At 63.4% G+C, this 13,662-nt stretch carries 16 protein-coding genes; all 16 read right to left on the bottom strand.

Features of this window, described 5'->3' with window-relative positions; all coding sequences use genetic code 11:
• Positions 1-166: 166 nt before the first annotated feature.
• Positions 167-403 carry a DUF2442 domain-containing protein gene (locus ML01_RS31310; protein ID WP_082674136.1) on the bottom strand — a complete coding sequence of 79 codons (237 nt, stop codon included), beginning with the start codon at positions 401-403 and terminating at the stop codon, positions 167-169.
• Positions 404-406: 3 nt separating this feature from the next.
• The gene (locus ML01_RS27100; protein WP_082674135.1) at positions 407-676 is read right to left on the bottom strand and encodes a DUF4160 domain-containing protein; all 270 of its coding nucleotides are present in this window, start codon (positions 674-676) and stop codon (positions 407-409) included.
• 247 nt (positions 677-923) lie between these two features.
• The gene (locus ML01_RS10140; protein WP_058555275.1) at positions 924-1,541 is read right to left on the bottom strand and encodes a DUF4145 domain-containing protein; all 618 of its coding nucleotides are present in this window, start codon (positions 1,539-1,541) and stop codon (positions 924-926) included.
• Between the two features lie 185 nt (positions 1,542-1,726).
• Entirely contained in the window at positions 1,727-2,476 is a 750-nt protein-coding gene (locus ML01_RS28555) for a hypothetical protein (RefSeq protein WP_162267993.1), read from the bottom strand.
• 757 nt (positions 2,477-3,233) lie between these two features.
• Positions 3,234-3,632 (bottom strand): type II toxin-antitoxin system VapC family toxin, encoded by a 399-nt coding sequence (locus ML01_RS27095; RefSeq protein WP_082674133.1) that lies wholly within the window; start codon positions 3,630-3,632, stop codon positions 3,234-3,236.
• Positions 3,632-3,964 (bottom strand): hypothetical protein, encoded by a 333-nt coding sequence (locus ML01_RS10135; RefSeq protein WP_058555274.1) that lies wholly within the window; start codon positions 3,962-3,964, stop codon positions 3,632-3,634. The genes ML01_RS27095 and ML01_RS10135 overlap by 1 nt, the downstream gene beginning before the upstream one ends.
• A 783-nt stretch (positions 3,965-4,747) precedes the next feature.
• Positions 4,748-5,197 (bottom strand): YqaA family protein, encoded by a 450-nt coding sequence (locus tag ML01_RS10130; RefSeq protein WP_058555273.1) that lies wholly within the window; start codon positions 5,195-5,197, stop codon positions 4,748-4,750.
• Positions 5,198-5,244: 47 nt separating this feature from the next.
• On the bottom strand, positions 5,245-5,943 hold the full coding sequence (locus tag ML01_RS10125) for a gamma-glutamyl-gamma-aminobutyrate hydrolase family protein (protein WP_058555272.1): 699 nt from the start codon (positions 5,941-5,943) through the stop codon (positions 5,245-5,247).
• The gene (locus ML01_RS10120) at positions 5,916-6,905 is read right to left on the bottom strand and encodes an amidoligase family protein (RefSeq protein WP_058555271.1); all 990 of its coding nucleotides are present in this window, start codon (positions 6,903-6,905) and stop codon (positions 5,916-5,918) included. The genes ML01_RS10125 and ML01_RS10120 overlap by 28 nt, the downstream gene beginning before the upstream one ends.
• A gap of 112 nt (positions 6,906-7,017) precedes the next feature.
• Positions 7,018-7,392: a DUF2237 family protein gene (locus tag ML01_RS10115; protein ID WP_058555270.1), complete on the bottom strand. Its 375-nt coding sequence runs from the start codon at positions 7,390-7,392 to the stop codon at positions 7,018-7,020.
• 158 nt (positions 7,393-7,550) lie between these two features.
• Positions 7,551-7,940, bottom strand: a complete 390-nt coding sequence (locus tag ML01_RS10110) for a DUF302 domain-containing protein (protein ID WP_058555269.1) — start codon at positions 7,938-7,940, stop codon at positions 7,551-7,553.
• Between the two features lie 133 nt (positions 7,941-8,073).
• The gene (locus ML01_RS10105) at positions 8,074-8,418 is read right to left on the bottom strand and encodes a hypothetical protein (RefSeq protein WP_156427639.1); all 345 of its coding nucleotides are present in this window, start codon (positions 8,416-8,418) and stop codon (positions 8,074-8,076) included.
• Positions 8,419-8,544: 126 nt separating this feature from the next.
• A complete protein-coding gene (locus tag ML01_RS10100) occupies positions 8,545-10,275 on the bottom strand; it encodes a nickel-dependent hydrogenase large subunit (RefSeq protein ID WP_058555267.1) in 1,731 nt (576 codons plus the stop codon).
• Positions 10,272-11,672, bottom strand: a complete 1,401-nt coding sequence (locus tag ML01_RS10095) for a (Fe-S)-binding protein (protein WP_058555266.1) — start codon at positions 11,670-11,672, stop codon at positions 10,272-10,274. Before ML01_RS10095 ends, ML01_RS10100 begins: the two co-directional genes overlap by 4 nt.
• Positions 11,669-12,319: a nitrate reductase gene (locus ML01_RS10090; RefSeq protein WP_058555265.1), complete on the bottom strand. Its 651-nt coding sequence runs from the start codon at positions 12,317-12,319 to the stop codon at positions 11,669-11,671. The genes ML01_RS10095 and ML01_RS10090 overlap by 4 nt, the downstream gene beginning before the upstream one ends.
• A gap of 215 nt (positions 12,320-12,534) precedes the next feature.
• On the bottom strand, positions 12,535-13,599 hold the full coding sequence (locus tag ML01_RS10085; protein WP_058555264.1) for a hydrogenase small subunit: 1,065 nt from the start codon (positions 13,597-13,599) through the stop codon (positions 12,535-12,537).
• Positions 13,600-13,662: the final 63 nt, after the last annotated feature.

The following is a 13,662-nucleotide window of genomic DNA, read 5'->3' as shown; positions in this document are numbered from 1 at the left end:
AAGCCGGTGGTGCGCCGGCCGCGGGTCCCCGCGGCCGGCGCACCACCGGCTTCATGGAAGATGTTTTCTATGCCCTCCCCGTGATTCCTCGACCCCGGGCTCGTCCAACGACCGGTTCAGATCGCGGCTCGCTTCGCTCGCGCGATCTAACCTTATTCGTTAGGCATCATCTCTTCACACAGTCTCGATACAGTGTATCAGGACAGATGTCTTGCTCGTGCGGCCACACCACAGTTCCGTCCGCCGCCTTGGCCCGAGAAAAGTAATGAATATCCTTAAGTTCTTTGAATACTCCAAAGTCAAGCAAGCCAGAGCAGTCATAGATTCCTGACTCGCCATTTGTGAATACAAGGTGCAACTTATAGTCGCTGGTGGCGGTAACTGCCTTAACTCGGGGGTTCATCGTCTATTTCAGCGGATCAATTTTATATGGTTGTTCACCGGCGACAGCCAACTCCCAATCTGCCATCAGTTCTTCTTTATGAATTTCGATCCAGGCTTGAAGCAACTTCATCTTAGCGAAAGGGATGCCGCCCTCCAATACGTCGCCATCTGGTAAGGAGACTATAACCTCGTATCCGGAATATCTGACATGAATGTGCGGCAGTTTGTGTTGCTTGTTGTCCTTGAAGTACATGTAAACGATCAGTCCATAGAATGCAGATATTGATGGCATAGTGGGAGTACCTGTATGCCTAACGTTAAGCGCAGCCCGCGCCTTGGAGCAGCCTGAGCGATAGCGAAGGCTGCTCCAAGGCGTCGGGCTTGCGCGCTCGTCGGGCCATGTCATCATTCCTGACTCGCAAGGGCAAGTCCGGGGGCCAAAAAAATGGGGCTGCCGAAACCGTGCACGAAAAAACGTGGTCTGTCCCCTGTTTCCGCCAAATTTTGGGATCGTCGCTAATCGGAACGTGAAGTCATGTCTAAGAGCCGCCTTCTTGCGATTGGAGCCAATCAAGAAACTGTGGGAAGGAATGCCGAAAGGCCGCTTCCTGTTGACCGCTAAGCGGAATGCCGAGGTCCCGCGCCATCAACGCCTCCAGTTCAGAGTCGTTAAGACCGACTGAATAAGACAACGGGTAGCCTCGCATTAGTTCCAGCTGTTGCTCGATTAGCTCCCCGAACTCGATTTTCAGCTCTCCTCCGCGAGCGCCATACTCGTCTACGTACCAGTCGATTACGTCAATTAGGTCTCTCATCACCCGCACCGCATCTGATGCGTCGACATCTCCGCCATGCGGACCGAGATTCGACATGTCCCTAATCGCATTCATTCGTGACAGAATTCGTCTAGGGATATGAGAGGCGAAGGCTCTTTCGGACAGCATGTCTCCGATCATCGGTCTCGATGGTTCCTTCTGCATCTCTATGCTGTAGATCGACAATAAGATTTTCTCTAACACAATGCGCGACTTGGTCAGGGAACTCTGCGCGTCAGTGGAGATATATTCAAGCGCCCGGCTCAAATACGAAGAGAGGTCATCGAGCCTAGTTTCTAATGCGGCGATGCGCGTAGCCAGTAAATCGACATCTTGGCTCATTCGATTGCCTCTACTTTGTAGCCTAACGTTAAGCCTGGCCCGCCGCCCGTTGCCGCGCCGTTCGCGAAGCGACGGCGCGGCAACGGGCGGTCGGGCCGAGGCGCTTGTTGGGCGATCATCATTTACACGAATGAAAGAGCAACGAACAAGACTTGAGTGCTCGCGTTCGTGATCCCACTCTTGCTCTATGAAATATAGTTTAAGATTACAGTAGCCGCTATCGAAGATGCGACTCCAAGAATAAAAGAGAGCAGGTAGCCCCATTTGGCGTCCCTCCTGGTTGCTCGGCGATATGCTGCCAGCTTTGCAAATAAATCTTTCTCTCCGTCGTCAAGAGCGAGTTGCAGACTTTGATTATCGTGCGTCAACTTTGAGTGCTCTTCAAGCTTTTTGCCAATGTCGCCCTCAATGTCTCGTAAGCATTTGGCGGATTCTACGCGGAGCTTGCCAATCGCCGAGTCCAGTTCGCCTGATGTCTTCCTTGCGTTCTGTCGTGACCTATAAGCGGCGTAAAGAAAAGCAAGGGCGCCGATCACAATTATATAAGGCGCGATATGGGCGGACATGACGCCAATCAAATCGAAGGGTTCTGGAAAGTATCGCAGCCCCAGTTCTATGATCAAAGTGTCAGCGATGGGGCTCCAAGCGAGTGACACCAAAAAGAGAACGCCGAGCAAAAATACTGTGATTACACTAGGGACGAGCACATCATATAGCTTCGCCGCAAGCGCTATACCTAGCCAGCCGCCAGCCGCAAACACGGCAGTAATAGCAATATATTCATTATCGATCCGTAGAGGGTAATAAAAAGCGAAAAAGAATGCTTCTGCTGTTAATGCGCCAGACAAGCCGAAAACGATTATCACCCACATGGGCAGGGCGCGTACTTGTTTCCAGATGTTCTCCTGATCCGACTTCTTCACAAAGTAACCCACTACGGTGCGCGTAGGCGCCTGGTAGAGTGACGATGAGCGCGTGGTTCTTATCGAGGCTGCTTGTAGCCCAACAGTTACTTGGGCCGCAGCCTGTGCTTCGGGCGTTAGGCTGGGCCTGTTGTTCAGCGATAGTCTTGGGCGTAGTCTAGCCAAAAAACCTAAGACCGCAAGAGGGAAACCCTGATGAGACCGCATCCCGTGCGCATCCGGGCGTCTGCCTATGTAGCGGAGCGCGCGACCGGGGTTGCAGGCGCGGGGCACGGACGGCGTTAGGAGGGGATCCCGTCCGGCCGGGATCGATACCGCCGCGGAGCAGATTAGCAACACGGACTTCAAGCCCGCGAATTACGGTGACACTTTACCAATTGCACCAATTCAATTTGAAACTGGGTTCCCCTTGCACCGACCACCCACTTTATGGATTTCCTGGGACAGTTTACTCAATTGCCCTTTCCCGGCAGGAATCTTGTGTACGCCGGCGACCAAGATCAGACGCTTCCTGATTGACCGCTAAGGGCAAAGACTAACCCTAGTCGCTGCTCGCGACAACCGTCGGGCGGCTGCGGATTCCGGGGACAGTTTACACAATTGGAGATCCGGTGACAGTTTACTTATCGCTCCACCGCGCGCGGAATACGAACTGAGTAAACTGTCCCCGGATCTCGGCTCCCCGGATCTCGGTCCCCGGATCTCGCCCTCGCGTGTTTCGGGGCCGGAGAGCGGGCCGCGTCGCCGCGAGCAGAAGCTTGGGCGGAAATCACATTGCCAGAAGGTTTCTGGCCAATCCCCCGGCTGCCATGTTCAAGCGGGTGTCATTGGTCCAAAAGGCATCGCAGCCGTGATGTAATGCGGTCGCCAGGTGCAGTGCATCGGGTGTCTTAAGCCCATGAGATGCGCGAAGTTCGGCGGCGCGTACGAAAATGGCTTCGGTGCAGGTGAGCCAGCGCTGACTGGACAAGAAAATATCGTAATCCGCCACCCGTCGAAGGTTACCGTCGCGCATGGGTTTGACGACGGTTTCCAGGCGGACTAGCGGGGATACACAAAGTCCTACATTGGCATGCCGGGAGAGGAACCTGATAACCTGGGAGAAGAACGGGTCTGCCCGTTCGATCAGGTAGATGACGATGCACGTGTCCAAGTATGCGGTTGGCATCAATCGTGATCCCAATCATTCCTCAGGTCCGCGATACGCTCCTCAACCTCGTCGGCGGATCCGATGGGTGCGTTGCTGAATCGCGGCGTTGCCAACAATGCGAGCGCGGCTCCGGCGCTGCCTGCAGGCGGGATGCTCGGGTCCACGCGGACATCATCGCCGCCGGTACGGGCGTTAGTGCCTGCTGGGCTGGTATGGCTCGGGTTGCCGGGTGGTGGGCGCGGTACCGCGGCCGAGGCCTTCAGTGCGGCGATGAAGTTCAGCACGCGCTGAGCGTCGGCGTCGTCCAAGGATGTGCTCTGCTCGCGGATGCGCTCTGCGAGTCTGGACATGAGCTGGCTCCTGCGGTGGTTCACTGGGTTCCCGGGGGCGGTGCGGCTGCGCGTGGCGATCCGCGACGTGAATCGCTCTCGGATGACGTTCCAAGTTTAGGCTCTGCGCAATGACCCTTCAAATTTAGGCGCTTCTTGCGCGCGAAATATTAGGGAAATCCCGAGCGTTGACAAGGCGTAATGGCCGAGCAGCGCAGTCATGGGCAGCGTGCCGAATAGGATGTTCCGCCCTTGATGCCTTGGCGGCGGCGCGCAAAGACTCTCACTGGCAAGGTGGCCAAGCTGGATTATGGTGCAACCGCCAACGATCCAGCGCCCGACGTGGCGAATCTCCTCCAAACTCAATGTGAACATGCCGGCAAATATCGGACCAAAAGCGTGCGATCGGTAACCCAATGAGCTCCGGTGGGCTGAAGTCCGCCCGCACGCGGTCGAGCCATTGCGGATTCCGGGGACAGTTTACTCAATTGCCCTTTCCCAGCAAGAATATTGTGTACGCCGCCGACCAACATCGGACCCTCCCCGATCGACCGCTAAGGGCAGAGATTAATCCTAGTCGCTGCTCGCGACAACCGTCGGGCGCCTGATCGATGCCGCTTGGGGGCGATTAGCGCTTGCCAGCTCACCCGGAGGTGGGGCGGAGGGCGATGCGGCCAGGGCGGCGGAGACAACTGGCGCCTGCGGACATCGACCGATCCGCGGGAGCAGATTCGTCACAACACGGACTTCAAGCCCGCTCGCCCCCTGCACATCCGTCGCAAGATAAGATGCTTGTTTGCCGACTCAGGAACCCCCGCCCGCCCACTCCCCCGCCCCGACCGCATACAGCCCAAGCACGACGGCATAGCGCCCGCCCTTACCGGCGGCGGTGAGCCCGAAGAAGAGCCAGAAGGGTGCGCGCATGAGCCCGGCGATGAAGGTGAGCGCGTCGCCGCCGACGGGGAGCCAGGCCATGAGCAGGGACCAGATGCCCCAGCGGGCGTACCAGCGCTGCGCTGGACCCAGATGCTTCTCTTTGAACGGGAACCAGGGCCGCTGCTGCCAATGCAGGAGCCAGCGGCCCATCACATAATTGACGGCGGCGCCGAGGGTGTTGCCGGCGGTGGCCCAGAGCCACAATAGCCACGGGTCGTAGCCGGCGGCGAGGAGGCCGACGAGCGCCAGCTCGGAGTAGAACGGCAACAGCGTCGCCGCGGCGAAGGCGGCGGTGAAGAGCCCGAGATAGCCTTCCATCGCCTGCGCAGCCCGCGCTCAGGAGGGGGTGCCGCGCCCTGCCCTGCTCATGGGGCCAGCACCGCGCGCCGCTTGCGCGCCGCGTCCACGAGCGCGCGGAACAGCCGCCGCTGCGAGCGCTTGTAGAGCAGAAACTCCGGATGCCATTGCACGCCGAGCAGCAGCGGGTGCGCCGGTGCCTCGACGGCCTGGACGATGTCGTCCAGGTCCCGCCCGGTCACGACAAGGCCCCGGCCGATGCGGGCGATGCCCTGGTTGTGCAGGCTGTTGATGCGCGTCTCGCGGGTGCCGAGCAGGCCCTGGAGCCGGCTGCCGGCGGCGATGTGCAGGGTCTTCATGGGCAGGATGGTCCAGCGGTTGGAGGTGCGCACGCGCCGGGAACGCAGCTCTTGATACAGCGAGCCGCCCAGGCTGACGTTTAAGAGCTGCGCGCCGCGGCAGATGCCGAGCATGGGCAGGCCGAGCGCCAGGGCGCGGTCGATGACGGTGCTCTCCAGCCGGTCGCGCTCGCGGTCGTAGCGCGGGTGCACCTCCGGGGCGGCGGCGTAGAGCACCGGGTCCACGTCGTGTCCGCCGGTGATGACGACGGCATCGGGCTCCATGTCGAGCCGCGGGCGCTTGGGCGTGATGCTGACCACCCGGGCACCGTAGAACCAGAGCGCGAGTGCGACCAGCCGCCGCGGCGCATGGCCGCTACGGTTGCCGCCGGTGACGGCGATCAGCGGAGCGGGTGCGCTTGGAGCCATGCTGCGGTGGTTTTCGACCAGTCGCCGACGAGGCGCTCCAGCGGCTCGGCCAGGAAGCTGGCGTACAACCGGCCGAGCTCGTCGAGCAGCTCGGGCGCCGCCGCCAGGCGCTCGACGACGAGCCAGTCGGCCCAGGCCTGCCCCAAGTCCCAGCCCGGCTGGTCGATCTCGCTGTTCGGCAGCCGGTAGTGCAGGGTCGGGCGCGGCTTGACCCGGTTGTCCGCCACCACGGCGCGGACGCGCTCGGGGTCCAGGTGCAGAAAGAGCGGCAGGAGGTCCAGCGCGCGATTGCGGGTGGGGTTGGCCGCGAGGTAGTCGTCGATGAGCTGGTCCAGGTCCGGCGCATAGTCCGGGTCCACGACGTGGCGCGTGTAGGACTTCGGGAAGGGATCGGCGAAGAAGGTGAGCCGCCGCGTGAAGTCCACCCGCGCGCGCTCGCGCAGCCAGTCCTCGATGCACAAAAAGGCCTTCAGATAGCGGCGCACCGTGGCCGCGTCCGTCGCCGGCAGCTCCGGGTTGAGCTGGAGGCCGAAGGCGTAAGCCAGCTCGTCGCCGGTGCCGCGGGCGCCGGCCTCGCGCAGCAGTGCGATGACGGCGTTGACGCCGTCGAGCCGGTCCAGCGGCAGCGGCGGGCTCACCACCTCCAACGGGGCCAGGCGCCGCGCCACGGGCCGCAGCACGTCCTCGGCGATATCTCCGGCGGCATCGGCAAGCTCGGTGCCGTCGCGCGGGCGGCGGCCGAGCGCCTTCAGCAGCGCGAAGTCGCGCTCCACCTGCCAGTCGCCCTCGCGGGTGCTGACCACGCGCTCGTAGCGGCCGGGCGCGGAGATGTCTCCCGCAAGCGCCATGGCGAGCAGCGCCGCGGTGTTGTCGAGGGTCAGGCCGGTGAATTCGATCTCGACGCCGACGCGGCGGATCTCCCCGTCCGCGCAGTGCGTTACCGGCGGCAGCGGCAGCGTCATGCTGGATGTCCGAAGAGCCTCATACCCAATAGCCTAGCAGCCCTGATGCCAAGGGCGCCGCCGCATATTCAGGGCGCTGCGGATGAAGTGGCAGCCGGGCCGAGTGCCTTGCTCAGGACAGGTCCACCGCATGCCGTTTCAGGTCGGCCATCGCGCAGGTCTCCAGCGCCCGCTCGTGGGTGGCGCGCAGCACGACCCGCGGTGCGCGCCCCGCTTCCAAGGCCTCCTGCCAGCGCGCGGCGCACAGGCACCAACGGTCGCCTGGCTTCAGCCCCGGAAAGTCGAAGTCCGGCACCGGCGTCGTGAGGTCGTTGCCCTGCTCGCGCGAATAGTCCAGGAACTCCTGCGTCACCCGCGCGCAGACGGTGTGGGAGCCCAAGTCCTGCGGCCCGGTCTCGCAGTTGCCGCTGCGGGTGAAGCCGGTGCGCGGGCGCTCGGAGCAGAGCTCAAGGGGCTCGCCGAGGACGTTCTTGGGGGTTGTGGGCATGGCAGGGATCTCCCGGTCGCTGTGCTGGACATGCCGCGCGCGGAGGCGCCGACCGGAGATCAGGTGGGGGCGGTCGCGCGCGTCTTCAGCGGCCGGGGCCTCTCGCCGGCAGCGGCAAAGCCCGCAACCGCGTTGTTTCGAATTCTGCCGCTGCCGGGTTAGGACTTCACCGCCTCCATGACCAGGTCGAGCTTTTCACGGACGTACTCCGCCAGTCCCGGCACCTGAGGGTTTTCCACCAGATCCAAGACCGCCAGCGGGTTCATGAACAGCACATGCACATCGCCGGCGTCGTCCTCGCGCACGACGAAGTTGCAGGGCAGCAGCACGCCGATGTCGGGCTCGGCGCTGATGGCCTTGTGGGCGAAATCGGGGTTGCAGGCCCCGAGGATGCGATAGGGTCGCAGATCGACGCCGAGCTTGTTCTTCAGCGTCGCGGATACATCGATGTCGCTCAACACGCCGAAACCCTGGGTCTTCAGGGCTTCGGTCACGCGCTCGATGGTCTCGTCGAAGCCCGTACTGACTTTCGTCGAAACGCCATACATGGTCGCAGTTCCTCCGGCTTGATGGTGTGGCCGCCGTGTCGACGCCGGCTGCATGCAGCAGGTGTCGGCGCACGGCGACCTCGGGGCCCGTGCCGATACGTCGCAGGCGCGGCGCAGGCTGCGGCAAGGGTCGTCAGGCCATGGTCAGGCTCTGATCGACATGCAGTTCCCCATCGAACGAGCGATGGAGCCTCGGCTTGGCCGTCGGCATCGGCTTTGTGTCGGGCAGTTGGCAGCGCGGGGCGGTCTCGAACAGCTCCACCCAGCTCTCCTCGGCCTGACCGACCGCGTCGAGCAGACAGAGCGGCCCGGCGCAGTTGATCGCATATTGCCGCCAGTTTGCGATGGGCTTGCGCACGCGCTTGATGTCGCCGTCGCGGCTGCGGGCACGGTCTCTTGCGTTGATCTCGTCTTGATGCTTTAGGCGCGACGCGAACTCGCGCACGTGCAGCTCGGCCAATAAGTGAAGTGATGTCATGGCGTTGACTCCTCCTTTGGGCGGTCGTTACCGGCCGCCGGTGCGTGCTGTTTTACTGCTTGTGGATGCACGACCGACGGCCTCGACAGTCTTGGCGCATCGTTGGGGCGCATTGCGGGGCGCCCGTTACTGGACCTTCAGCTCAAGCACCTCCTCGCCGTTGGGGTCGGTCAGATGCACCGCACAGGCGATGCACGGATCGAAGCTATGCACGGTACGAAGAATCTCCAGCGGTTGCTCCGGGACGGCGAGGGCATGCCCCGCGAGTGCTGCTTCGTAGGCTCCCTGCTGGTCCTGCGCGTCGCGCGGGCCGGCATTCCAGGTGGTGGGCACCACCGCCTGATAGTTGGCCACGCGCCCGTCCTCGATGACGATCCAATGCCCTAGTGCGCCGCGCGGCGCCTCCAGGCGGCCGACACCCCGCGCCTCCTTCGGCCAGGTGGTCGGGTCCCAGAGCGCTTCATTGAAGGTCTTGACATCACCGGCCTTGATGTTGGCGACCAGGTTGTCGTACCAGCCTTGGAGTTGGTCGACGATGAGCGCCGTCTCCAGCGTGCGCGCCGCGGTGCGGCCCATGGTGGAGTACAGCGCCTCCAGGGGCAGGTCCAGTTGCTTGAGCGTCCAGTCCACCAGCTCGGTGGTGCGGGCATCGCCGGTGGCGTAGAGCATCAGCACCCGCGCGAGCGGACCGACCTCCATGGGCTTGCCGTTCCAGCGCGGCGTCTTGAGCCAGGAGTACTGGTTGTCGACGTCGAGCTCCTTGTACGGCGGCTGCGGACCCGTGTAGGCGAACTTCGTCTCGCCCTGATAGGGGTGCAGGCCCACATCCTTGCCGGCGCGGTAGGCGTACCAGGCGCGGGCCACGAACTCCTGGATCTCCTCCTCGGCATCCAGGTCCACGGGCTCGATATGGGAGAGGTCGCGGTTCAGGATGACGCCGCCGGGGATCATGTAGGACTCCCGATCGCCATAGCCCTTGGCCGGGAAATCCCCATAGGTCATGAAGTTGCCGAGGCCCTCGCCCTGGCGGAACCAGTCCTTGTAGTAGCTCGCAATGGCCATGGTGTCGGGCACGTAGACCTGGTGCACGAACTCGTGCATCTGCGCCAGCACGTTGCGCACCCGCTCCAGGCCGACCACGTCCAGCGCGGTGCCGGCCTGCTTGCCGGAGTCCAGGCTGATGGCGCAGGGCATGCCGCCGACGCAGAGGTTCGGGTGCGGGTTTTTGCCGCCGAAGATGGCATGCAGCTCGGCTACGTCGCGCTGCCAAGCGAGCGCCTCCAGGTAATGCGCGGTGGCCATCAGGTTGGCCTCGGGCGGCAGTTGATAGCCGGGGTGGCCCCAGTAGGCGTTGGCGAAGATGCCGAGCTGCCCGGACTCGACGAAGCCCTTGAGCTTCTTTTGCACGTCGGCGAAGTAGCCCGGGGAGGACTTGGCATGGGCGCTGATGGACTGGGCCAGCTCGGAGGTCGCCTTCGGGTCCGCCTGCAGGGCTGAGACCACGTCCACCCAATCCAGCGCATGCAAATGATAGAAGTGCATGACGTGGTCGTGGACGTATTGGGTGCCGATCATCAGGTTGCGGATCAGCTCGGCGTTCGGCGGGATCTCCCAGTTCAGGGCATCTTCCACCGCGCGAACACCCGCGATGCCGTGCACGAGGGTGCAGACCCCGCAGATGCGCTGCACCAAGGCCCACACGTCCCGGGGGTCGCGCCCGAGCACGATGGTCTCCAGGCCGCGCACACTGGTGCCGGAGGAATAGGCCTGTTCGATGACGCCCCCGTTCATCTTCGCCTCGATGCGCAGATGACCCTCGATGCGGGTGACGGGGTCGACGATGACACGTGCAGTCATTGGACAGCTCCTCTGGCGGGCGCTTCATCATCAATCGCTTCATTGTCAATCAGGTGCGCGGCGGTCAGCTCCACCAGGCTTTCCACGCGCTTGTCCCAGTGGTTCTTCTGGCGACCGGATTCGAAGTTGAGCCGGCAGCTCGCGCAGCTCACAACGACCGCCGTGGCGCCGGTCTCATTGACCTCGCGGATCTTGATCTTAAAGGACTCGTCGCGCAGCTTGGTGGCGTCCTGGAGCAGGAAGATGCCCGCGCCGCCACCGCAGCACCAGTTGTATTCCTTGTTGTTGGCCATCTCGACCAAGTCCGCACCCATGGCCTCGAGCACCGCCCGCGGCTCATCGAAGGCGCCGCCGCGCCGCCCGGTCTTGCAGGGGTCGTGGAAGGTGACCTTCTCATCCAAGGGCCGCAGGCGCAGCTTGCCGTCTTTGGCCTGTTTGCCCAGGAATTCCGACATGTACATCATCTGGAACGGCAGCTCGCCGCTGCGCAGCATCGGGTTCCAGCGCAGCGCCGGGTAGGCGTGGCCGCACTCGGCGATGACGACGGTCTTGGCCTTGACGCGCTGGGCGGCGGCAACGATGGGATCCGCCTGCTTCTTCCACAGGGCCATATCGCCGGAGAGCAGCCCGAAATTGGCGCTCTCGAAGCCGTCGGAGCAGATGGTCCAGTCGACGCCGAGGTGGTTCATGATCTTGGCCGTCGCCAAGAGGCCGTTGCCGTTGGCCACCAGATCGACCGCGGAGCTGAGTACCATCACATCGGCGGTTTCCTTGTCCAGCGGGATATGGACCCCTGCCTGCGCCTGGATGGTGTCGATCATCTCCTTGAGCTTCTCGGGTGAGGAGCCGAATACCGTGCCCTGATGCTTCTGCTCCATGCGCAGCGCCGCCAGCTCCGGCGGCACCAGCTCGGCGGCCACCATGGCGCTGCGCATGTGGTGCACCAGCGAGGCGGTGTCGATACCCATGGGACAGACCATGGTGCAGCGCCCGCACTCGGTGCAGGAGTCGTAGATCAGCTCTTTGGCCTCTTCGAAGTCCGACAACTTCACCGGCTTGGTCACCAGCCGATGCCACCAGCGCATGGGGCTCAGCTCGCGGTGATAGACGCGCCGGTACAGATCCATCTTGCGCATGGGCGCGTACTTGGCATCCTGCATGGACTGGAAGTAGTGGCAGGCGTTGGTGCACTGCCCGCAGTGGATGCAGCTCTCCAGCCAGACGGCCTCGTCGGCGTTGGTATCGGCGATCAGCGTGTCGATGGCGCCTTGCAGGCGCTTCTCATCGGACTTGGTCGGCTGCGGCGCCATCTCGCGCAGCATGCCGATCTGTGACGCCAGGCCCTGGTAGACCTGCTCGAAGCTCGGAAAGATCTGTGTCGAGGCGGTGGCGCTCATATCCGGACCCCCTTATGGGCGTAGGCAAGCCCGCTCTGGGCGCGGGAGAAGATGAACCAGAAGGCGTGCATGAGCTTGCTGAAGGGCATGTACGCGAACAGCAACGCGGCGCTCAGGATGTGCAGCGCCAGCATGGTCTCGTAGCGGAACCCGACATGCGCAAACGCCATCAGCCCTGTCAGCAACGGCAGCGCGACAATGATCCAGGTGATGTAATCGCCGACCGTCGAGTTGTAGATGGCCGGCTTCGACAAGCGCCGCACGATCAGCGCGAGCAGTGAAACCAATGCGATGGTGCCGAGCGCGACGCCGATAAAATTCGGTAAGCCGGGCCAGGACGCCCCGGTGAGGCTGGTGATGAACTCGATGTGCGGCACGATGCCGATCACCACCAGGAGCGTCGCGATGTGGAACACGTAGGCCATCACGGTCTGGTAGACGGTGGCGGCGTTGAACTCGCTCGATGGCCAGGCCCGGCTGAACACCGTGCGGTAACCCTTGAAGTTGCCGAAGGCATCGCGGGGGCGCGACAGGTCCGCGCCGCGGGTGAGCGCCAGCACCCCGACCAGGCGCAGCACGATCCCGGCAGCCAGGATGATCAGCGATGCGTGGATCGCCGGTCCGCGGGCGAAGTCTAGAAGTGTCATCGGTTTCGGTCTCCTCCGGTGGATGGTTCCGGGCGGTCTTCTGGCAGCGCTTTCGGGCCGCATCAAACCTGCTTCGGGGCAATCGGTTGGGCTCTGACGCCCTGTCGTGTTCTGTCTTGTTGTTCTCTGTCGTTCTGTCTTCTGCGGGGAGCCACCGGGGCCGTGACCGGGTCGCGTCCGGCCGCGGCCCCGGGGCTGCCGCTGAGTCTCGTTGCTCAGCTCTCCGCGCCCTCCTCGTGATGCACCTCTGACTTTCTGCGCCGCGCCAGCACCGCCGCGCCGGCACCGAGCGCCGCGCCCGCTACCGCGGCGGCACCGAGCTTGGCGCCATCGCCGAAGTTGCCCTTGGCAACGGACTCGTAGATGCCGCCCATGTCCCAGAAGCCGGGCTCCGAGCAGCCGATGCAGCCGTGACCGGACTGGATCGGGAAGCTGACGCCGTTGTTCCACTTGACGTGCGCGCAGGCGTTGTAGGCCACCGGCGCCTTGCAGCCGAGCTTGTAGAGGCACCAGCCCTTGCGCGCGCCCTCGTCGTCGAACGTCTCGGCGAACTGGCCGCGGTCGTAGAACGGGCGGCGATAGCAACGGTCGTGGATGTTCTCGCCGAAGAAGGCCACCGGGCGCCCGAGGTGGTCGACCTCCGGCAGCTTGCCCATGGTCAGGTACTGGGCGATGACGCCGGTGATGGCGAGCGGCATGGGCGGGCAGCCCGGCACGTTGATGATGGGCTTGTCTTTGATGATGTCGCCCGTCGCCACCGCCCTGGTCGGGTTCGGCTTGGCCATGGGGATGCCGCCGTAGGCGGAGCAGGTGCCGATGTTGATGACAGCGGCCGCATCGGCGCAGACATCTTCCAGGATCTGCTTGTTGCTGTGGCCGGCGACGGTGGAACAGTACTCCAGCAGCGGGATCGAGCCGTCTACCAGCACGAGATACTCGCCCTTGTTCGCCTGCATGGCCTCCTTGAGCGCATGCTCCGCGGCGTCGCCCGCGGCCGCCTGCAGGGTGTGGTGATAGTCCAGCGAGATGAAATTGAACAGCAGGTTCTCGATGGTCGGCGCATGGGATCGGGTCAAGGCCTCGGTGCAGCCCGTGCACTCCTGGAACGACAGCCAGATCACGGACGGCCGGCGCGCTGCAGACAGGGCCTCCGCCATGGCCGAGGCAGCGCCGGCCGGCAGCGCCATAATGGATGCGGTGGTCGCACAGAACTTCATGAACGCCCGCCGGCTCACACCTTGGCTGCGCAACAGATCGCCCAAGGTTGCTTCATAGGCCATCGAGAATCCTCCACATGTTGGTAATATGCTGTTAGGGTCTAATCCGGCGGAGACGCTACCCGC

It is taken from the genome of Thiohalocapsa sp. ML1 (assembly GCF_001469165.1).
Lineage (GTDB): Bacteria > Pseudomonadota > Gammaproteobacteria > Chromatiales > Chromatiaceae > Thiohalocapsa.
The sequence above is the reverse complement of the archived record's forward strand: the minus strand, read 5'-3'. Positions and strand labels throughout refer to the sequence as shown.